Origin of the sequence: Methylobacterium dankookense, assembly GCF_902141855.1 — a bacterium.
GTDB classification, from domain to species: Bacteria; Pseudomonadota; Alphaproteobacteria; order Rhizobiales; family Beijerinckiaceae; genus Methylobacterium; species Methylobacterium dankookense.
This window is the reverse complement of record NZ_CABFVH010000002.1, coordinates 191,941-211,087: the sequence shown is the minus strand read 5'-3', so window position 1 is coordinate 211,087 and position 19,147 is coordinate 191,941. Positions and strand designations below refer to the sequence as shown.

Sequence of the window (19,147 nt, the reverse complement as noted above, 5' to 3'; positions counted from 1 at the left end):
ACCTTCCCATGATGGGAAGCCCCACATCCGGTGTATGACCACCGGCATCTCCGTCACCTTCCCCGTTCACGGCCTGTCCTGCGCCTCCTGCGTCGGCCGGGTCGAGCGCGCCCTGAAGGCGCTGCCCGGCGCGAGCGCGGTCTCCGTCAACCTCGCCAGCGGCCGCGCCTCCCTGAGTCTCGGGCCGGGCGCCTCGCCGGCCGAGGCCGCGGAGGCCGTCGCCGGGGCCGGCTACGACGTGCCCGAGACCGAGACCGTGCTCGCGGTCGAGGGGATGAGCTGCGCCTCCTGCGTCAGCCGCGTCGAGCGGGCGCTCGCTGCCGTGCCGGGCGTGCGCGGGGCCAGCGTGAACCTCGCCACGGGCCGCGCGAGTGTGCGCCATCTCGATGGCATCGTGCCCCGGGCGAGCCTGGAGGCGGCGGTGGCGGAGGCGGGCTACGCGGTCGCCTCCGCGCAAGGGCCGGCGCCCGCCGACCGGCGGGAGGAGGAGGCGCGGATCCTGGGCCGCGAGGTCGTCGCCGCGGCCGTCCTCGCCCTGCCCATCCTCGTCCTCGACATGGGCGGCCATCTCGTGCCGGGCTTCCACCATGCGCTGGCCGGATGGATCGGCGAGACCGGCAACGCCGCGATCCAGGCCGTGCTGGCGACCCTGGTCCTGGCCGGGCCGGGCCGGCGCTTTTTCACGCGCGGCGTTCCGGGGCTGCTGCGCGGTCATCCGGACATGAACGCCCTCGTCGCCCTCGGCTCCGGCGCCGCCTATCTCTACTCCCTGGTCTCGACGCTCGCGCCGGGCATCCTGCCCGCGGGCAGCGCCCATCTCTATTTCGAGGCGAGCACCCTCATCGTCACTCTGATCCTGCTCGGGCGGCTCATGGAGGCCCGCGCCAAGGGCCGCACCGGCGCGGCCATCGCCCGGCTGATGGACCTCGCGCCGAAGATCGCCCGCGTGATCCGGGACGGCGCGGAGACCGAGGTGCCGCTCGCGGAGCTGCGCATCGGCGATGTGGTCCGCGTCCGGCCCGGCGAGCGCGTCGCCGCGGATGGGACCGTCATCGCGGGCGCGAGCTACGTGGACGAGAGCATGGTGACGGGCGAGCCGGCGCCGGTCCGCAAGGAGCCGGGCGCCGCCACGGTCGGCGGCACGGTGAACGGGCAGGGCAGCTTCGACCTCCGCGTCGGCTCGGTCGGCGCCGACACGGTGCTCGCGCAGAACGCCCGCATGGTCGAGGCGGCGCAGGGTGCCAAGCTGCCGATCCAGGCCCTGCTCGACCGCGTGACTGGCTGGTTCGTGCCGGCGGTGATGGCGCTCAGCCTCGCGACCTTCCTCGCCTGGCTCGCCTTCGGGCCCGAGCCGGCGCTCGGCCACGCCCTCGTCAACGCCATCGCCGTGCTCATCATCGCCTGCCCCTGCGCCATGGGCCTCGCCACGCCGACCTCGATCATGGTCGGCACGGGCCGCGCCGCGCGCGGCGGCGTGCTGTTCCGCGACGGTACGGCCCTCCAGCGCCTGCGCGAGGTCCGTGCGATCGCCCTCGACAAGACCGGCACGCTCACCGAGGGGCGCCCGCGCCTCACCGACATCGTGGCGCCCGACCGCGACGCGGCGGAGATCCTGTCCCTCGTGGCCACCGTCGAGACCCGCTCCGAGCACCCGCTCGCCGCCGCCCTCGTCGCGGCGGCACGGGAGCGCGGCCTGGCGCTGCCCGCTCTGGTGAATTTCGAGGCGGCCGCCGGCCACGGCGGCTCGGGCCGCGGCGCCCGCCGCGACGGCGCCGGGGGCGCCCGCCGCCATCTCGACCGGCTCGGCATCGCCCTCGATGCCGGCCTCCTTGCCGAGGCCGACCGCCTCGCCGGGGAGGGCAGGACCCCGCTCCACGTCGCCCTGGACGGGCGCCATGCCGCCGTGCTCGCCGTCGCCGACCCCATCAAGCCCGAGGCGCGGGAGGCCGTCGCGGCTTTGCGCGCCCGCGGCCTCGTCGTGGCGATGGTGACGGGCGACGACCGGCGCACCGCTGAGGGCGTCGCGCGTTCGCTCGGCATCACGGAGGTCTCGGCGGAGGTGCTGCCCGCGGGCAAGGTCGAGGCGGTGCGGGCATTGCGCGCGACCCACGGCGCGGTCGCCTTCGTCGGCGACGGCATCAACGACGCGCCCGCCCTCGCCGAGGCGGATGTCGGCCTCGCCATCGGCACGGGCACCGACATCGCGGTGGAGAGCGCCGACGTCGTGCTGATGGCGGGCTCGCTTGGCCCCCTCGTCGCGGCGGTGGACCTGTCGCGCGCGGTCATGCGCAACATCCGCCAGAACCTGTTCTGGGCCTTCGCCTACAACGTCGCCCTGATCCCGGTGGCGGCCGGCCTGCCCGCCGCCTTCGGCGGCCCGAGCCTGTCGCCGGTCCTGGCGGCCGGCGCCATGGCCCTGTCGAGCCTGTTCGTGCTGGGCAACGCCCTGCGGCTGAGCCGGGCCGGGACCGCGTCTGAGGGCATCGCATGAGCGCGGAGACGGTCACCATCGGCGAGGCGGCGCGGCGTAGCGGCGTCTCGGCCAAGATGATCCGCTGGTACGAGGAGACCGGCCTGCTGCCGCCGGCCACGCGCTCCGAATCGGGCTACCGACATTACGGCGAGGCCGATCTCCACACCCTGCGCTTCGTCCGGCGGGCGCGCGACCTCGGCTTCAGCGTGGAGGCCATCGCCGAGCTTCTCGCGCTCTGGCACGACCGGGCGCGGCCGAGCGCCAGCGTCAAGGCGATCGCCGAGGATCAGGTCGCGGACCTGCGCCGCCGCATCGCGGAGCTGGAGGGCATGGCCCGCACCCTGGAGCGGCTGGCCGATTCCTGCTGCGGCGATTCGCGGCCCGATTGCCCGATCCTCGACGACCTCGCGGCCGGCGACGCCGCCCCGTCGCCCCGAAGACGGCGTCGGCCGGGCCTGCCCACCCGTTGACGCGGGAACTGGCCTCCCGTTTGCTGGTCCGCCTTCGGCCAAGCTGCCGAGCCCAGCAGGGACCCATGCCCGTGATCGATCGGATCCAGGATTTCGCCGACGAGATCGTCGCGTGGCGGCACGACCTGCACGCCCATCCCGAGCTTCTCTACGACGTGCACCGTACGGCCGCCTTCGTGGCGGAGAAGCTCGTCGCCTTTGGCTGCGACGAGGTCGTCACCGGCATCGGCCGCACCGGCGTGGTCGGCGTCATCCGGGGGAAGGGGGGCCGCTCGAACCGGGCGATCGGCCTGCGCGCCGACATGGACGCGCTGCCGATCCAGGAGGTGCGCGACCTGGCCTACCGCTCGACCGTGCCCGGAACGATGCACGCCTGCGGCCATGACGGGCACACGGCGATGCTGCTCGGCGCCGCGCGCTACCTCGCCGAGACTCGCGGCTTCGACGGGCAGGCCGTGCTGATCTTCCAGCCCGCGGAGGAGGGCGGGGGCGGCGGCGAGGCGATGGTCGAGGACGGCCTGATGGAGCGCTTCGGCATCGAATCGGTCTACGGCATGCACAACATCCCGGGCCTGCCGCTCGGGCAGTTCGCCATCCGCCCCGGCCCGATCATGGCCTCCACCGATCGCTTCACCCTCACCATCGAGGGCCGCGGCGGTCACGCCGCCCTGCCGCATCACGCGGTGGACAGCGTCGTGGTGGCGAGCCACGTGATCATCGCCCTGCAATCGATCGTGTCGCGCAACCTCGACCCGCTGCAATCGGCGGTGGTCTCGGTCTGCGCGCTCGATGCGGGCGAGGCCTTCAACGTGCTGCCCCAGACGGTCACCATGCGCGGAACCATGCGGGCTCTGTCGCAGCCGGTGCGCGAGGCGATCAAGGAGCGGATCACGGCCCTGGTCGAGGGCGTCGCCCGCTCCTTCGGGGCGGTCGGCACCGTCGATTTCGGCTCGAGCTACCCGGTTACCGAGAACGACCCGGACGCGGCCAGCTTCATGGCCGACGTCGCCGCGGGCCTCGTCGGCGAGGACCGGGTCGAGCGCGCCGTGGCCCCGATGATGGCGGCCGAGGATTTCTCCTACATGCTCGGCCGCCGGCCGGGCGCCTACCTCTTCATCGGCAACGGCGACAGCGCGGCGCTGCACCACCCGCATTACGACTTCAACGACGAAGCCGCCCCCATCGGCGCCGCCTTCTGGGCACGCCTCGTGGAGACCGGGCTGGCGAAGCGGAGCGACTAAGCAGCCCGGATTGCTTCCGCAGGTCGCAGCGCCTCGCCCACCCCAGACCTCGACCTCATCCTGAGGTGGAACACCGGAGAAGCGTCGTTCGAACAGGCGACACATCAGACAGCGACGAGCCCGCCGCGGCGGGTGCCGGGCGGGCTCGCAGGGTCGGACGGCGCTGTATCGCCCCGGTCTAATCGACGATCTCGACGATGCGGTGCCCACGATCGACGAGGACCGGCTGCTCGTTCACGATGGTGTAGCGGTAGCCGGGCCGTACGCGATACTCGGTCGGCACATCGTAATAGGTTACGCCGTCATCCGGCAGCACGGTGCCGACGCGGACCGGGCCGCCCCAGCGATAGGAGTTGACGTTGCGCTCGCGCACATAGGTGCGGAAGCGCGGGCGGTCGTCGATACCGAGGATGCCCCCGACAGTGCCCGTGGCCGCACCCACCGCGCCGCCGACGATCCCGCCGATCGGACCGGCCGCGTCCGCACCAACCTCGGCACCTTCGGCCGCGCCGCGCAGGGTCCCTTGCGCCTGGGCGGCGGCGGGCAGGGCGAGGGCGGCGGCGGTGGCCAGGGTGAGAAGAAGCTTGTTCGTCATGATGGATCGGCTCCTCTTCAGAGCGGGCCCACGGGCCGGGCCGGATTCCGGCTCGGCGATCGAGGGCGTGTTAGGGCGAGGGTTCGCGCCTGCGCCGGCGTCCAAGTCGCGGCCAGGCGCTGCTCCGGGGGAGGCCGCTCAGTTGCAGCCTTCCTTGTGGACGGTCTTCGAATTGCCCATGCCGTCCTCCTTGTGGACGGTTTTCGAGCCGCAATCGACGGTGCCGGTGGTGATGTCGCGATGCTCGACGACGCCCTCGCGGCGCTCGACGGCGACGCTCGGGCCGCTGTCGCGGCGGACCACGGTCGTTTCCTCGGCACTCGAAGCGGTCGACAGTCCGGCGAGGCCCACGAGAGCGGCGCCGGCGATGAACAGCATGCGCATGAATGATCTCCTCTGATGGCGTCGCGATGGGTGCGACACAAGCTGCGGCAAGAACGCCATCCCGCTCGCTTCCGTTCCGCACTTTTTCTTCAAGCGACGCGAAGTCGATTTGCGCACAACTGAACCGCGCTGGACCTATTCGTGCGAGATCACGGATTCGTGTTCGTACACAATGAGCGCGGCTTCTTGCGCGGGCTGTCTGTGATGCGGCTGGACGACGGGCCGAATCCAGGGCGGGCGGACCGGCATCCGCATGGGGCGGGCCTCTCTACTGATTTCACGGCCCCGTGATCGAGAACGCACCCGCTCGGTCGTTTTGAATTTGTGCGAATGCTTCCGCAACATGCACCGCATTACGCAGCCCGATCCGACCATTTACTGGATCACATCCAGATGGGGCGGACATCCTGCAAGCAGCGCGGCGACCTCGCCCGCTATTGGCCGGCCCAAGCTCCGAACGACAACGCTCCCTTAATCAACGTCTGGCATTCAAAATGCGAAACACACAGAGGATCGCACGGTGTCCGGACGCTTGAGAGTTGCTGCCGCCATAATCGGGCTCTGCTCGATCCTTGCGGCACCCCAGGCCGAGGCACAGGAACGGGTCCTGCGGCTTGGCTACCTGTTCTCGCAGAGCTCGCAGCTCGGGGCGGGGGCGGAGCGGTTCGCCAGCGAGGTCGCCAAGCGCACCGGCGGCGGCTTCCGGATCGAGCTCTATCCGAACGGCACGGTGGGCGGCGAGGTCGAGACGGCCGAGGAGCTCCGCCAGGGCCATCTCGACATCGCCTTCATCACGAGCGCGCCGTTCTCCGGCATCATCCCGGAGTTCGGGGTGTTCGACATCCCGTTCCTGTTCCGCGACGCGCGCCACGCGCACGCGGTCTTCGACGGCCCGATCGGCCAGGACTACCTGAGGAAGTTCCAGCAGAAGGGGCTCGTCGCGCTCGCCTGGGGCGAGAACGGCATGCGCCACATCACCAACGGGAAGCGCGCCGTCACCGGGCCGGAAGACCTCAAGGGCCTCTCGATGCGGGTGCCCCAGTCCGACATCATGCTGGCGGGCTTCCGCGCCTTCGGCGTCAAGGCCGAGCCGCTCGCCTTCCCGGCCCTCTACGGCGCCCTGCAATCGGGCCGGTTCGACGGCCAGGAGAACCCGATCGCGGTGATCACGGCCTCGCATTTCGAGAAGGTCCAGACGCATCTGACCCTCAGCGGCCACGTCTATTCCTGGGCCGCGATGATCATGTCGAAATCCGCCTGGGAGGCGCTCGGCCCCGCCGAGCAGAAGGCCTTCGTGGAGGCGGCGAAGGCCGCGGGCCAGGTCTCCCGTGAGGTCGCCGGCCGCGCCGAGACCGAGGGCGTCGAGGCCCTGCGCAAGGCGGGGATGAGCGTGGTCGCCTCCGTCGACCGCGCCGCCTTCGAGCGTAGCCTCCAGGCCACCACGGCCGAGTTCAGCAAGACCTTCGGCGCCGAGACCATTCGGCAGATCAAGTCCGTCCGTTGAGACGCAAAGAGGCTTCGCCGATGACCATCGTCCGTCTCGACCGTCTCACGGTCGCGCAGCGCATCCTGGCCGGGTTCGGCGTGGTGCTGCTGCTCCTCACCGCCTCGGCCCTCCTGACCTTCCGCAGCGTCAGCGCGCTCAACGGCGAGATCGAGGGCGCAAATGCCCGCGTGCAGGCTGCCGAGAGCGCGAGCGCCTTCGAGCTGCAGCTGAACGGCGTGCGCCGCCTCGTGCTCAACTACATGCGCACCGAGCAGGGCGAGATGCTGGCCGACCTGAAGGCCGGCCTCGCCAAGCTCACCGCCGAGGGCGACCGCAACGCCGCCGCGGGCGGCGCGGAGGCCAAGGCGATCCAGGCCAAGGCCCACGAATACGCGCGCAGCGCCGAGGCGATGATGGCTGTGGTCCAGGCGCGCAAGACGGCGCTGTCGGACCTCGCCAAGCACGGGATCGCCCTCTCGAACGCGGGCTACGCCATGGCGACGCTCGCCGGGCGCGACCCGGCGCTGGCGGCGGCCGCCTTCCGTGCCGACCGCGCCCTGCAGAGCAGCCTCGTGGCCGTGCAGACCTTCCGCTCCAGCAGCAACCCGGCCGATGCCAACACCACCACCGTCGAGTTCGCCCGCTACGGGCGCGAGCTGGCGGCGCTCGCCCGGCTCGACGGCGAGGGCGTGCTCCAGGCCTCGCTCAAGGTGGCGAACGCCAAGCTCGGGCCGCTGAAGACGGCGCTCGACGGCGTCCTCAGCGGCGCGGGCGCCTTCGCCGCCGCCGACCAGAACCTGAAGCAGATCGGCGATTCCCTCGTCGGCATGGGCAGCGCCATGCGCGAGGCCGCGGTCGGCGAGCAGCGCCAGATCATGACCTCGATGACCGAGAATGCCGGCCGGCTGCGGGTTCTCGTGGTCGCCATCGGCGCGGTCGCCCTCGTCATCGGCGGCCTGCTCGCCTGGCGCGTCGGCCGCGGCGTCTCCCGCCCGCTCTCCGCCATGACGGCGACCATGGAGCGGCTCGCGGCGGGCGACTACGCCGTGGCGGTGCCCGGCGCCGACCGCGGCGACGAGCTCGGCGCCATGGCCCGGACCGTGACGGTGTTCAAGGAGGCGCTGATCGCCAAGGAGCGCGCCGACGCGGAGGCCGCCGGCGAGGCAGACGCCAAGATGCGGCGCGCCAACCATCTCGACGCCCTGACACGGGCCTTCGAGGCGAATGTCTCGGTGCTGACGCAGGGGCTTGCCGGCGCCGCCACCGAGATGGAGGCGACCGCCCAGGCGATGGCGAGCACGGCCGAGCAGACCACGCGCCAGTCGGCCACCGCCATGCGGGCGGCCGAGCACACCTCGGCCAACGTGCAGACGGTCGCCGCGGCGAGCGAGCAGATGTCGGCCTCGATCACCGAGATCACGCAGCAGGCCGGCCAGTCGGCCCGCATCGCCCAGCAGGCCGCGGATGCCGCGAGCCGCACCGACGGCCTCGTGCGCCAGCTCGCCATCGCGGCCGAGCGCATCGACACGGTGATCGCCCTGATCAACTCGATCGCCGGCCAGACCAACCTGCTCGCGCTCAACGCCACCATCGAGGCCGCCCGCGCCGGCGAGGCGGGCCGGGGCTTCGCCGTGGTCGCGGCCGAGGTGAAGGAACTCGCCGGCCAGACCACCCGGGCCACGGAGGAGATCGCCGGCCAGATCGGCGCGATCCAGCAGGCGAGCCACCAGTCGGTCGAGGCGATCCGCAGCATCGGCCAGACCATCGCGGAGATGGCCTCCGTCTCGAACGCCATCGCCGCCGCGATGGAGCAGCAGGGCGCCGCGACCCACGAGATCGCCCGCAACGTCCAGGAGGCCGCGAGCGGCACGGGCGAAGTCGCCGGCAGCATCGCCGACGTGCGCCACGGCGCGGGCTCGACGGGCGCCGCCGCGGCCCAGGTGCTCGGCGCCGCGCAGGAGCTGTCGCGCCACTCCGAGAACCTGCGCCAGGAGGTCGGGACCTTCCTGATGGGCGTGAAGGCCGCCTGATCCCGGGGATCCCGACGGGACAAGTCCCTTCGGTGGGGTGCCGGTGCGACGCCCCGGCGTCTTCCGGGCTCTGCCCGGACCCGCGAGAGGGATGACCCCTCTCGACACCCGGATCAGCGGGCGAGCTGGTCGGCCAGGTCTGCGAGATCGCCCGCCGCGTAGGTGACGGGGACGCGGGGCGCCGTCTCGCCGCCCGCCGGGCCGTGCTCGCGGGGGCGGGCGATATGGGCGGTTGAGAGGCCCTCCGCGGCGGCCGCGGCGAGGTCGCTCGAATGGGCCGCGACCATCAGCGTCTCGGCCGGCGCGAAGCCGAAGGCCGCGACCGCATCGCGATAGACCGCCGGCATCGGCTTGTAGGCACGGGAATAGCCGGCGCCGAGGATCGCGTCGAAGGGCAGGCGGTTGCGCCGGGCGAGGTCGACCGCAAGCCGCACATGCCCGTTCGAGGCCGGTGCGAGGAGATGGCGCTCGGCGAGCCGCGCCATCGCGGCGGGCACCTCCGGCCAGGCGTCGAGCCGGTGCCAGGCCTGGACCAGCTCCGCGGCCACCGGCTCCGACAGGGGCGGCAGGTTAAACTGCGCGACGACATCAGGCAGCGATTCGGCGTGCAGCACGTCGAGATCGACGTAAGGGCGCGCGCCCGAGCGCACGGTCTCCAGGGACGGCTGGTAGCGGGCCCGCCACGCATCGGCGAAGGCGCCCCCGTCGACACCGGGGATCAGACGCTCCGCCTCGCGCGCGACGCCGGAGCGCCAGTCCACCAGCGTTCCGAAGACGTCGAAGACGAGCGCCCTGATCATGGCTTCCTCCGGCAGGCTTCCTATCCGACCGCGCTCAGCCGCGGCCCGCGCCGCACGAAGCCAACGATGTCCTTCACAGCATCGAGCGTCGGGGCCGCGATGGCCTCGGCGCGCTCGGCCCCGTCCGCCAGCACCGCGTCGATATGGGCGGGGTCGGCGCTGAGCCGCTTCATCTCGGCGTTGATCGGCGCGAGCTTCTCCACCGCGAGATCGACGAGCGCGCCCTTGAAGGCCGAGAACTGCGCGCCGCCGTATTGCTGGAGCACGGCCTCGCGCGTCGTCTCGGAGAGCGCCGCGAAGATGCCCACGAGGTTGTCGGCCTCCGGGCGGCCCTTCAGACCCTCCGTCTCGGAGGGCAGGGCGTCCGGATCTGTCTTCGCCTTGCGCACCTTCTGGGCGATGAGGTCGGAATCGTCGGTGAGGTTGATGCGCGAATTGTCGGACGGGTCCGACTTCGACATCTTCTTCGAGCCGTCGCGCAGGGACATCACGCGCGCCGCGGGGCCGCCGATCAGCGGCTCGGTCAGCGGGAAGAAGCCGTCGCCATGGCCGTGGGCGCGGATGGAATCGCCGAAATCGGTGTTGAACTTCTGCGCGATGTCGCGGGTCAGCTCGAGATGCTGCTTCTGGTCCTCGCCCACGGGGACGTGCGTCGCCCGGTAGGCCAGGATGTCGGCGGCCATCAGCACCGGATAGTCGTACAGGCCGATGCTCGCGTTCTCGCGGTCCTTGCCGGCCTTGTCCTTGAACTGGGTCATGCGATTGAGCCAGCCGAGGCGGGCGACGCAATTGAAGATCCAGGCGAGTTCCGCGTGCTGCGGCACCTGGCTCTGGTTGAACACGATGCTCTTCTTCGGGTCGATGCCGGCGGCGAGGAAGGCGGCCGTGACCTCGCGGATCTGGCCGCGCAAAGCCTCCGGATCCTGCCACAGGGTGATCGCATGCATGTCGACCACGCAGTAGAGGCACTGCGCGTCACGCGCCTGCATCTCCACGAAGCGCTTGATGGCGCCGAGATAGTTGCCGAGATGCAGGTTCCCGGTCGGCTGGACGCCGGAGAACACCAGTTCCTTGAACGCGGCCATCGCGTGGCTTTCCCCGCCTGACAGGCCCGCGGATCGCCGCGGGATCCGGCTTCTGAACCGGCGGCGCCGGTGGGGTCAAGGCTGGGGCTCAGCCGGTGCGCGCACTGGGGCAGATGTCGGCCAGCACGCAGCGGGTGCAGGCCGGGTTGCGGAAGTGGCAGACCTTCTGCCCATGCAGCATCAGCACCTCGTGGTTGTCGTAGAGGTCCTGCGCGCTCCAGTCGGCAGGCAGCTGCGCCCGCAGGATCGGGTGGGCGGGGCCGACATCGACCTTCGGGCCGATCAGGCCGAGGCGTTGGGCGACGCGGTGATGGTGGCTGTCGACCGGCAGCGCCGGCATCCGCAGGGTCGAGAAGGAGAGCACCGCTGCGCTGGTCTTGGGGCCGATCCCGGGGATCGCCTGGAGCCAGGCGCGGGCCGCCTCCACCTCCATCCCGGCCAGGAAGCCGAGATCGAGGGAGCCCGCCCGCTCGGCCACCGCCGCGAGCACAGCCTGGATCCGCGGCGCCTTCAGCTCCGGCCAGGTGACGCCCGCGATCGCCGCCTCGATCTCCGGCGTCGGCGCCGCGATCACCGCCTCCCAGTCGGGGAAGAGGGCGCGCAGGCGCTTGAAGGCGCGGCCCGAATCGGCGTTGCGCGTCCGGTGGGAGAGCAGCGACGAGACCAGCTCGCTCACTGGGTCGAGCGCGTGGAAATACGGGATCGGGCAGCCATAGACCGGGCAGAGGCGCCGGTGCACGGCGAGCGCCTTCTCGGCGAGGTCGGGGGCCGCCTCGGAGGCGGCGTTCGGTGCGGGCCTGGACGGGCGCGCGGTCCCGGGGGCCTCGTTGCGGAGGGGAAGAGCCATGCGGGCTCGAATCCGCGGAGCGCCCCCGCGGTTCCGGGCCCGGCAGCGGCGCGTCAGCGCACCAGCGCGTAGATGTTCACGTCGAGCTTGTCGTCGGCGCCGTCCTTCAGGTCGGTGACGTATTCCTCGATGAAGCGGTCCTGGACCATGATGTCCTTGGCATCGAGATAGGCGGTCAGCGTCTCGTAGGTGCCGTCGATGCCCTCGTAGGACCCGTTATGGGCAAACCGCAGGGCCTTGCCGCTCGGCGTGGCGCCGAAGCGGATCTCGCCCTCCGGCTTCGGCTCGGGCGCCTGTGCCACGGGGATCATGGCCTCGTACTGGAAGCCGTCGTCGTCGGTGCGGGTGAAGACCGCGATCGGCCGGCCGGCGGGCGTGATGCCGGCCTTGGCGAGCTCGGATTCGATGCGGGCGAAGCTCTGGCGCAGGCTCGGCACCGCCTCCTCCCACTTCGCCTTGCCGGCGAGGATCGCGGCGGGCTTGGCCGGCAGCGAGACCTCGTCCACGTCGCTGGCGTCGCCCTTGGTCTCGACGAGGGTCGGGCGGGCGGTGGCCGCGTTGGGCTTGGCGTCGGCCGGCGGGACGGTCGGCGGGGTCAGCGCCTTGTCCGGCTGCGGCGCGCTCGATTTCTCCGGGTCCTGCGGCGGGTTCGGCGCGGTGGTGGTCGGCAGCGGGTTGGTCTGCGCGGGCGAGGGCGCGGTGGAGGGCGGCGGCGGGGGCTGCTGCTGCGCGAAGGCCGGGCCGGCGAGCGCGAGGCCGAGGGCGGCCAGCAGCGTGGGCGGCAACATGGCCGGCAACTTGGGACGAAGGCGGATCACGAAGTCGCTCCGGCAGGTTCTCGGGCCGGCCCGGGACGAATCGGCCGGGCGGGCGCGGCGCCAAGGTAGTGACGAACCCGGCCGCCTGCGAGGGCACGCGCGCCTCACACCAGCCCCGACATGCGGGGCCTCGCGCCTCGGGCGCGGGTTTGCCATATAGCCCCCGCGCAACCCCTCCGTCGCGGCCCGCCGGTCGGCACCCGGCCGCTTCCCCTTGAGAGAACCGCTAAGCCCCGAGCTGATGAGCCCCCTCACGAACCGACGTTTCCTGAAGATGCACGGCGCCGGCAACGCCATCGTCGTGCTGGACCTGCGCGGCACCGAGATCCGCGTGACGCCCGCGGAGGCCTGTGCCATCGCGGCCGATCCGGCCTCGCGCTTCGAACAGCTCATGGTCGTGCACGATCCCGTGAGCGTGGACACCGACGCCTATATGCGGATCTACAACACGGACGGCTCGGAATCCGGCGCCTGCGGCAACGGCACGCGCTGCGTCGCCTATGCCATGTTCGACGATCCGGCGATGGCGCGGCCCGCCGAGAACGGGCGCCTCACCCTGGAGACGATGGCCGGCCGCGTCGCCGTGCGGCGCGTGGCCGACCGCTCTTTCACCGTCGACATGGGCCAGCCGCGTCTGCTCTGGAACGAGATCCCGCTCGCCGAGCCCTTCCCCGACACGCGGCGGATCGAGCTTCAGATCGGCCCGATCGACGATCCCATCCTGCACTCGCCGGGCGCGGTCAGCATGGGCAACCCGCATGCGGTGTTCTTCACCGAGCGCGACCCGGACACGTTCGACCTCGCCCGGATCGGGCCGCTCCTCGAGAACCATCCGATCTTCCCGGAGCGGGCCAACATCTCCGTGGCGCAGATCACCGGCCGCGAGGCGATCAAGCTCCGGGTCTGGGAGCGCGGCGCGGGCCTGACGCTCGCCTGCGGCACCGCCGCCTGCGCCACGGTGGTGGCGGCCTCGCGGCTCCGGATGATCGGCCGGCAGGCCACGGTGAGCCTGCCCGGCGGCGACCTCTTCATCGAGTGGCGCGCCGACGACCATGTGCTGATGACCGGCCCCGTCTTCCTGGAGGCGGAGGGCACCTTCGCGCCGGAGCTGTTCGCCGGTTCCGACTGATGGCGGTCGAGACCCTCACCTTCGGCTGCCGCCTCAACACCGTCGAATCGGAGGTGATGCGCGAGGCCGCCGCCGGGGCGGAGGGCGATCTCGTCATCGTGAACACCTGCGCGGTGACGGCAGAGGCCGGGCGGCAGGCCCGCAAGGCGATCCGCCGCCTGCACCGGGAGCGGCCGCACGCGACGATCGCGGTGACGGGCTGCGGCGCGCAGGTGGAGACGGCGGCCTATGCCGCGATGCCCGAGGTCGCCCGCCTCGTCGGCAATGCCGAGAAGACCGAAGCGGCGGCATGGCGCGCAGCGCCCGCCCGGAGCGTGCCCGACGTGATGGCGGCGCGCACCGCGCCGGGTACGCGCATCGGCGGCATGACGGGCCATACCCGGGCCTTCGTGCCGGTGCAGAACGGCTGCGACCACCGCTGCACCTTCTGTGTCATCCCGTTCGGGCGTGGGAACTCGCGCTCGGTGCCCGTCGCCGCAGTCGTGGCGCAGGTGGCGCGGATCGTGGAGCAGGGCGGGCGCGAGGTCGTGCTGACCGGAGTCGACCTCACCGCCTACGGGCGCGACCTCGGCGCGCCGACGCTCGGCACCCTGGTGCGGACGATCCTGCGGGCGGTGCCGAACCTTCCGCGGCTCAGGCTCTCCTCGATCGATTCCGTCGAGGCCGATCCGGATCTGGTCCGCGCGCTCGCCGAGGAGACGCGGCTGATGCCGCATCTCCACCTGTCGCTGCAGGCCGGCGACGACCTCGTCCTCAAGCGGATGAAGCGGCGCCACGCCCGCGCCGACGCCATCCGCTTCTGCGCCGAGATCCGGCATCTCCGCCCGGACATCGTGTTCGGGGCCGACCTGATCGCAGGCTTTCCCACCGAGACCGAGGCGCAGTTCGCCCGCAGCCTCGACCTCGTGGCGGAATGCGGGCTGACGCATCTCCACGTCTTCCCCTATTCGGCCCGCCCCGGCACGCCGGCCGCACGGATGCCGCCGGTTCCGCAGGAGGCGATCCGCGAGCGGGCGGCAGCCTTACGCGCGGCGGGGGAGGCGGCGCTCGTCCGCCATCTCGACGGGGAGGTCGGCCGTACCCACCGGGTCCTCTCCGAGCGCGGCGGCACCGGCCGCACCGAGGGCTTCACAGCCGTACGCCTCGACGCGGAGCCCGGCACGATCCGCACGGTGCGGATCGCCGGCCATGACGGGCGCGTGCTGCTGACGGCCTGAACTGCTACCGCTTGCTCGGCGGCAGGATCGGGTCGCCGCGCATCAGGGCGTTGAGGCGCTCGGTGTCGAAGCCGTTCGGGATCTTGGGCGGAGCCTTCACCGCGGCGACGGGCGCCACCGGCTTCGGCACGGCGATGGAGCCGGTGGCCGAGGGCTCGGGCATCACCTTCGCGACGACGGGCGGCGGGGCCAGATGGCTCAGCCGGTCGGCGGCGACGAAACCGATGGTGAGGATGCTGAGGCCGGCCACCGAGGCTCCGGCCAGAAAACGCAGGATACGCAACGCGACGGACCCGGTGACGCGACAGTACCGTGTCAGGATAGGCCGAGGCCCGTTAACGAAGCGGAACCCGTGATCCGGCTCGCTTGACCTTGCCTCCACCCTTGGGCTTCGTGCGGCGCGACCATTCCCCGAACAATCCGAGCGAGCGACGTTGAGGAAGAACCCGAACCACGGCCCCGCCACGCGCCTCGTCCATGCCGGGCGCGACCCGTCCGAGCAGCACGGCTTCGTCAACACGCCGATCTATCGCGGCTCGACGGTGCTCTACCCGACCTATGACGCGATCAAGCACCGGCGCGGGCGCTACAATTACGGCACCTCGGCGACGCCGACCATGGACGCGCTCACCGAGGCCTGGACCGAGCTCGCGGGCGCGGCCGGCACCGTCGTGACGCCCTCGGGCCTCGCCGCGCTCACCGTGGCGCTGATGGCCGCGGTCTCGGCCGGCGACCACCTCCTCGTCACCGATTCCGCCTACCGACCGACGCGCCAGTTCTGCGACGGCGTGCTCAAGCGTTTCGGCGTCGAGACCACCTATTACGACCCGACCGTCGGCGCTGGCATCGCCGAGCTGATGCGCGAGAACACCCGCGCCGTGCTGGTCGAGGCACCGGGTTCGCAGAGCTTCGAGATGCAGGACATCCCGGCCATCGCCGAGATCGTGCATGCGCGCGGCGGCACCGTGATCATGGACAACACCTGGGCGACGCCGCTGCTGTTCCCGCCCCACGAGCGCGGAGTCGACATCGCGGTGGAGGCCGGCACCAAGTATCTCAGCGGCGGCTCGGACCTGCTCCTCGGGCTCACCTCGGCCAACGCGAAGCACTTCCCGGCGGTGCGGCGGACCTTCGACCATTTCGCCATGTGCGCCGGGCCGGAGGACATCTTCCTGGCGCTGCGCGGCCTGCGCACCATGAACCTGCGATTGCGCGAGCACGGCCGCGCCGGCCTGGAGATGGCGCGCTGGCTCCAGAAGCGGCCCGAGGTGCTGCGCGTGCTGCATCCGGCGCTCCCCGAGGATCCCGGCCACGCCATCTGGAAGCGCGACTTCTCAGGCGCGTCCGGCCTGTTCGGCGTCATCCTGAAGCCCTGCCCGGAGCCCGCGCTCGCCGCCATGCTCGACGGGCTGGAGCTGTTCGGGATGGGCTTCTCCTGGGGCGGCTTCGAGAGCCTCGTGATCCCCTTCGACTGCGCGCCCTACCGCACGGCCACCACCTGGGCGCCGGGCGGCTGGGGATTGCGCTTCCATATCGGCCTGGAGGAGGTCGCCGACCTCAAGGCCGACCTGGAGGCCGGATTCGCGCGGCTCCGGTCGGCGAGCTGACGGCTTTGTCCGAGTGTGCCGATCCCGACCACGGGTCGGGATCGGCACGTCCGGCGGACGACCGCCGCCGCGCAGTCGCGCGGCCGAACCGCAGCGCGGTTCGGTCTTATCGCCCCGCCTGCCGGGTCTTCCGCCGCTCGCGGAAGATCAGGGCGAGGTTGCGCAGGTAGATCCCCGTCGAGAGGCCCTGGCCGATGATGATCACCGGCTCCTTGCGCACGAAGCCGTAGACCAGGGTCATCAACCCGCCGAGGATCGACAGGAACCAGAACGAGAGCGGCATCACGCTGCGCCCGGCCCGCTCGCTGGCGAGCCATTGCAGGATGAAGCGCGAGCCGAAGACGAGCTGCGCGACGATGCCGAAGACCAGCCAGAAATCGAAGCGGGTGACGAAGACGTCGTAGAAATAGGCCGGCAGGTCCTCGGCGAGCTGGATCAGCACGGTTCCACCTCCGCCACCTCGGGCGTCGCGCGCTTGCGCCGGATCAGCCACCACACCCCGGCGAGGTCGAGGATGCCGACCCAGAGCCGGTCGAACAGGCCGTAATTCGAGGTGCCCGAGAAGCGCGGGCGGTCGACCACGTCGCGGTGGACGACGACGTAGCCCTCGCGGGCGACGAGGGCCGGCATGAAGCGGTGCAGCGCGTCGAAATAGGGCAGCCGCAGGTAGACCGCGCGGCGGAACACCTTGAGGCCGCAGCCGGTGTCGCGGGTCGAATCGTTCAGGATGCGCCCGCGCACCCCGTTGGCGATGCGCGATTGCAGCATCTTGAAGGCGCCGTCCTTGCGGCCCTGGCGCTGCCCCTGGGCGAGGCCGGCCCGGGGCCCGCCATCCTCGAGCGCCGTGAACAGCGCCGGGATGTAGGCCGGGTCGTTCTGGCCGTCGCCGTCGAGGGTGGCGATGATCGGCCCGCGGGCCGCGGCGACGCCGCTGCGCACGGCTGCCGACTGGCCGGCGCTGCGCTCGTGGCGCAGCACGCGCAGCCAGGGCCTGTCCCGCCGCTCGTCCGCCAGGATCTCGGGCGTGGCGTCGGTGGAGCCGTCGTCCACGTAGATCACCTCGAAGGGGGCGAGCGGCGCGCAGGCCTGCTCCAGCTCGGCCACCAGAGCCGCGACGTTGCCGGCCTCGTTCCGGACCGGCACCACGACGCTCAGAAGGATCGCGCTCACGGGACCACCGCGTAGGCGGTGAGGCCGATGCGCCGTCCGCCATTGATGTTGAAGCCGTCCACCCGGCCGACCTCGGCCGACGCCGGGGCATCGCCGCGGGCGGCCGCGAACTCGGCCGCGAGCCGGTCCTCCACGAAGAGCAGGCGGCAGCCGCCCGCCCGCAGGAAGTCCGCCCCGGCCGCGCCCGAGGGCGGCGTGGCGAGATCGGTGCCGATCAGGAAGACGAGGCTCGGCTCGCGATAGCCGAGGCTCGCCACCTGCGGATCCCGGCAGGGCAGGGCATCGCGGATCGCGGCAAGCCGCGGCGAGACCTTGAGGGCCGGGATCTCCCGCTGCGCGAGGCCGAACAGGCCGGGCGCCAGCAGCAGACTCGCGAGCACCGCGAGGACCAGGGCGCGCTCCGGCGCAGCGGCACGGAAGGCCGACCAGCTCGCGAGCGCCAGGCCGCAGGCGCCGAGGAGGAGCGGCAGCGCAGCCCAGGGGATCCGATGGTCGAGCTGCCAGCCCGCAGCGACGAGGCCGATCGTGATCCCCACGGGAATCGCCCAGACGAGGGCGGCGACCGCGCCCGCGCCGCGCCGGGCCGGATCGAGCACGCCGGCGCGCAGGCCGAGAACCGTGAGGATCGCGAAGGCCGGCATCAGCGGCAGCACGTAATGGGGGAGCTTCGTCGGCACGGCCTCGAAGATCAGCCAGGCCGGCAGCACCGCGGCGATCAGGAAGGCGACCGCGTCGTCGCTCCGCATGCGCCACGCGAAGGGCAGGCTCAGAGCCGCGAAGGCCGCGCCCGGCCAGAAGGTGGCGAAGAAGGCGATGGTGTAGGCGCCGGGCGGGCCCCAGTGCTTCTCCTTCGCGCCGCCCACCTTGCCGAGCATGTCGTGGCCGACCGCCTCCGAGAAGAAGGCGCCGCCGCTCTTCCAGGCGATGGCGAGGAACCAGGGCGCGACGGCGAGCGCCACCACGGCAAGGCCGAGCCCGGGCCGCAGGCGCGCCAGCCAGTGCCAATCCCGCTCCCGCACGGAGAGGGCGATGGCGGGCAGGCCCACGAAGAGCGGCACCATCGGGCCTTTCACCAAGACCCCGAGGGCCAGCCCGCCCCAGAAGGCGACGAGGCTCGAGCGCGGCAGCGGCACCAGGGTGCCCCGCGAGAGCCAGGCCCGGGCGAGCGCCCCGAAGCTCGCCACCGCGCAGGCGGTGAGCACCGCGTCGGTCTTGGCGAGGCGCGCCTCCGCCGAGAGCATCAGGCAGGCGCCGAACAGGGCGGCAGCGAGGAGCGCGCCGCGCCGGTTGAGGAAGGCCAGCGCCGCCCAGTAGCTCAGGAGCAGGGCCGCGCAGGCGCCCAGCAGCGAGGGGATGCGGTACAGGGCGATGGTGGTGCGCGCGGCCGGCACGCCCAGCGCCTCGCCCGCCGCGACGCTCGCCGCCTGCAGCCAGTAGATGCCGACCGGCTTCTTGTGGCGCGCCTCCCCCTGGAAGCGGATGTCCACGAGGTCGCCCGTCTCCAGCATCTGCTTCGAGGCTTGCGCGAAGCGCGGCTCGTCGCGGTCCATGGGCTGGAGCGCGATCTGCCCCGGCAGGAACAGGACGAGGGCGAGGAGGAGCAGGGCGGCGCAGGCCCGGGCATGCGTCAGAGCGGCGAGGCCTGGCAGACGGTCGATCAGATCGGGGTCCGCGGTCCCCGCGCGGCCTGCGGACAGGCTGGTCATGCGTGGTCCGTCATCGAGGAGCGCCATCCCGGCCGCGGCGGATCCGCCCCGGCGCGGCGTCGCGGCGGGCCGTGTCGGTGATCGGGCGG

At 72.2% G+C, this 19,147-nt stretch carries 18 protein-coding genes; 8 read left to right on the top strand and 10 right to left on the bottom strand.

Going from position 1 to position 19,147, the window contains the following annotated elements; translation table 11 throughout:
* The first annotated feature begins 34 nt into the window (after positions 1 to 34).
* From MTDSW087_RS03120 to MTDSW087_RS03110, 3 genes are all read left to right on the top strand, one after another.
* A complete protein-coding gene (locus MTDSW087_RS03120) occupies positions 35 to 2,491 on the top strand; it encodes a heavy metal translocating P-type ATPase (RefSeq protein ID WP_144760058.1) in 2,457 nt (818 codons plus the stop codon).
* Positions 2,488 to 2,943, top strand: a complete 456-nt coding sequence (gene cueR / locus MTDSW087_RS03115; protein WP_144760055.1) for a Cu(I)-responsive transcriptional regulator — start codon at positions 2,488 to 2,490, stop codon at positions 2,941 to 2,943. Before MTDSW087_RS03120 ends, cueR begins: the two co-directional genes overlap by 4 nt.
* A gap of 65 nt (positions 2,944 to 3,008) precedes the next feature.
* On the top strand, positions 3,009 to 4,184 hold the full coding sequence (locus MTDSW087_RS03110; RefSeq protein WP_144760052.1) for a M20 aminoacylase family protein: 1,176 nt from the start codon (positions 3,009 to 3,011) through the stop codon (positions 4,182 to 4,184).
* 178 nt (positions 4,185 to 4,362) lie between these two features.
* Here the strand turns inward: MTDSW087_RS03110 and MTDSW087_RS03105 are convergent, their stop codons facing one another.
* Positions 4,363 to 4,779: a DUF1236 domain-containing protein gene (locus MTDSW087_RS03105; RefSeq protein WP_144760049.1), complete on the bottom strand. Its 417-nt coding sequence runs from the start codon at positions 4,777 to 4,779 to the stop codon at positions 4,363 to 4,365.
* Between the two features lie 138 nt (positions 4,780 to 4,917).
* Positions 4,918 to 5,163 carry a hypothetical protein gene (locus MTDSW087_RS03100; RefSeq protein WP_144760046.1) on the bottom strand — a complete coding sequence of 82 codons (246 nt, stop codon included), beginning with the start codon at positions 5,161 to 5,163 and terminating at the stop codon, positions 4,918 to 4,920.
* 520 nt (positions 5,164 to 5,683) lie between these two features.
* On the opposite strand from MTDSW087_RS03100, the gene MTDSW087_RS03095 reads away from it, so the two are divergent.
* Together MTDSW087_RS03095 and MTDSW087_RS03090 are read left to right on the top strand one after the other, a co-directional pair.
* The gene (locus MTDSW087_RS03095) at positions 5,684 to 6,667 is read left to right on the top strand and encodes a DctP family TRAP transporter solute-binding subunit (protein ID WP_238179025.1); all 984 of its coding nucleotides are present in this window, start codon (positions 5,684 to 5,686) and stop codon (positions 6,665 to 6,667) included.
* Between the two features lie 20 nt (positions 6,668 to 6,687).
* Positions 6,688 to 8,679 carry a methyl-accepting chemotaxis protein gene (locus tag MTDSW087_RS03090; protein WP_144760043.1) on the top strand — a complete coding sequence of 664 codons (1,992 nt, stop codon included), beginning with the start codon at positions 6,688 to 6,690 and terminating at the stop codon, positions 8,677 to 8,679.
* 113 nt (positions 8,680 to 8,792) lie between these two features.
* On the opposite strand, the gene MTDSW087_RS03085 is transcribed toward MTDSW087_RS03090, so the two are convergent.
* The 4 genes from MTDSW087_RS03085 to MTDSW087_RS03070 all read right to left on the bottom strand — a co-directional run bounded on the left by MTDSW087_RS03085 (position 8,793) and on the right by MTDSW087_RS03070 (position 12,229).
* A complete protein-coding gene (locus tag MTDSW087_RS03085; protein WP_144760040.1) occupies positions 8,793 to 9,479 on the bottom strand; it encodes a haloacid dehalogenase type II in 687 nt (228 codons plus the stop codon).
* A gap of 20 nt (positions 9,480 to 9,499) precedes the next feature.
* The gene (gene trpS / locus MTDSW087_RS03080; protein ID WP_144760038.1) at positions 9,500 to 10,564 is read right to left on the bottom strand and encodes a tryptophan--tRNA ligase; all 1,065 of its coding nucleotides are present in this window, start codon (positions 10,562 to 10,564) and stop codon (positions 9,500 to 9,502) included.
* Positions 10,565 to 10,652: 88 nt separating this feature from the next.
* Positions 10,653 to 11,411 carry an endonuclease III domain-containing protein gene (locus MTDSW087_RS03075; protein ID WP_144760035.1) on the bottom strand — a complete coding sequence of 253 codons (759 nt, stop codon included), beginning with the start codon at positions 11,409 to 11,411 and terminating at the stop codon, positions 10,653 to 10,655.
* Between the two features lie 53 nt (positions 11,412 to 11,464).
* Positions 11,465 to 12,229, bottom strand: coding sequence for a GyrI-like domain-containing protein (locus MTDSW087_RS03070; RefSeq protein WP_373321947.1), 765 nt, complete (start codon positions 12,227 to 12,229; stop codon positions 11,465 to 11,467).
* 241 nt (positions 12,230 to 12,470) lie between these two features.
* Here MTDSW087_RS03070 and dapF point away from each other — a divergent pair, with 241 nt between their 5' ends.
* Both dapF and mtaB read left to right on the top strand, forming a co-directional pair.
* Positions 12,471 to 13,358, top strand: coding sequence for a diaminopimelate epimerase (dapF, locus tag MTDSW087_RS03065; RefSeq protein WP_144760032.1), 888 nt, complete (start codon positions 12,471 to 12,473; stop codon positions 13,356 to 13,358).
* A complete protein-coding gene (gene mtaB / locus MTDSW087_RS03060; protein ID WP_144760029.1) occupies positions 13,358 to 14,575 on the top strand; it encodes a tRNA (N(6)-L-threonylcarbamoyladenosine(37)-C(2))-methylthiotransferase MtaB in 1,218 nt (405 codons plus the stop codon). Before dapF ends, mtaB begins: the two co-directional genes overlap by 1 nt.
* 4 nt (positions 14,576 to 14,579) lie before the next feature.
* On the opposite strand, the gene MTDSW087_RS03055 is transcribed toward mtaB, so the two are convergent.
* Positions 14,580 to 14,825: a hypothetical protein gene (locus tag MTDSW087_RS03055; RefSeq protein WP_238178915.1), complete on the bottom strand. Its 246-nt coding sequence runs from the start codon at positions 14,823 to 14,825 to the stop codon at positions 14,580 to 14,582.
* 184 nt (positions 14,826 to 15,009) lie between these two features.
* On the opposite strand from MTDSW087_RS03055, the gene metC reads away from it, so the two are divergent.
* Positions 15,010 to 16,182: a cystathionine beta-lyase gene (metC, locus tag MTDSW087_RS03050; RefSeq protein ID WP_144760023.1), complete on the top strand. Its 1,173-nt coding sequence runs from the start codon at positions 15,010 to 15,012 to the stop codon at positions 16,180 to 16,182.
* Between the two features lie 106 nt (positions 16,183 to 16,288).
* Here metC and MTDSW087_RS03045 read toward each other — a convergent pair whose 3' ends face one another.
* The 3 genes from MTDSW087_RS03045 to MTDSW087_RS03035 are packed head-to-tail and all read right to left on the bottom strand — an operon-like array spanning position 16,289 to position 19,058.
* Entirely contained in the window at positions 16,289 to 16,624 is a 336-nt protein-coding gene (locus MTDSW087_RS03045; protein WP_144760020.1) for a lipid-A-disaccharide synthase N-terminal domain-containing protein, read from the bottom strand.
* Positions 16,618 to 17,352, bottom strand: a complete 735-nt coding sequence (locus tag MTDSW087_RS03040; protein ID WP_144760017.1) for a glycosyltransferase family 2 protein — start codon at positions 17,350 to 17,352, stop codon at positions 16,618 to 16,620. Before MTDSW087_RS03040 ends, MTDSW087_RS03045 begins: the two co-directional genes overlap by 7 nt.
* On the bottom strand, positions 17,349 to 19,058 hold the full coding sequence (locus MTDSW087_RS03035; RefSeq protein WP_144760014.1) for an ArnT family glycosyltransferase: 1,710 nt from the start codon (positions 19,056 to 19,058) through the stop codon (positions 17,349 to 17,351). Before MTDSW087_RS03035 ends, MTDSW087_RS03040 begins: the two co-directional genes overlap by 4 nt.
* Between the last annotated feature and the right edge of the window lie 89 nt (positions 19,059 to 19,147).

Excerpts from the sequence above, each read along its gene's own strand:
- MTDSW087_RS03105 (WP_144760049.1), bottom strand. The coding sequence starts at position 4,779 with ATGACGAACAAGCTTCTTCTCACCCTGGCCACCGCCGCCGCCCTCGCC.
- dapF (WP_144760032.1), top strand. The coding sequence starts at position 12,471 with ATGAGCCCCCTCACGAACCGACGTTTCCTGAAGATGCACGGCGCCGGC.
- MTDSW087_RS03085 (WP_144760040.1), bottom strand. The coding sequence starts at position 9,479 with ATGATCAGGGCGCTCGTCTTCGACGTCTTCGGAACGCTGGTGGACTGG.
- MTDSW087_RS03110 (WP_144760052.1), top strand. The coding sequence starts at position 3,009 with ATGCCCGTGATCGATCGGATCCAGGATTTCGCCGACGAGATCGTCGCG.
- MTDSW087_RS03035 (WP_144760014.1), bottom strand. The coding sequence starts at position 19,058 with ATGACCAGCCTGTCCGCAGGCCGCGCGGGGACCGCGGACCCCGATCTG.
- MTDSW087_RS03075 (WP_144760035.1), bottom strand. The coding sequence starts at position 11,411 with ATGGCTCTTCCCCTCCGCAACGAGGCCCCCGGGACCGCGCGCCCGTCC.
- mtaB (WP_144760029.1), top strand. The coding sequence starts at position 13,358 with ATGGCGGTCGAGACCCTCACCTTCGGCTGCCGCCTCAACACCGTCGAA.
- MTDSW087_RS03100 (WP_144760046.1), bottom strand. The coding sequence starts at position 5,163 with ATGCGCATGCTGTTCATCGCCGGCGCCGCTCTCGTGGGCCTCGCCGGA.
- trpS (WP_144760038.1), bottom strand. The coding sequence starts at position 10,564 with ATGGCCGCGTTCAAGGAACTGGTGTTCTCCGGCGTCCAGCCGACCGGG.
- MTDSW087_RS03120 (WP_144760058.1), top strand. The coding sequence starts at position 35 with ATGACCACCGGCATCTCCGTCACCTTCCCCGTTCACGGCCTGTCCTGC.
- cueR (WP_144760055.1), top strand. The coding sequence starts at position 2,488 with ATGAGCGCGGAGACGGTCACCATCGGCGAGGCGGCGCGGCGTAGCGGC.
- MTDSW087_RS03090 (WP_144760043.1), top strand. The coding sequence starts at position 6,688 with ATGACCATCGTCCGTCTCGACCGTCTCACGGTCGCGCAGCGCATCCTG.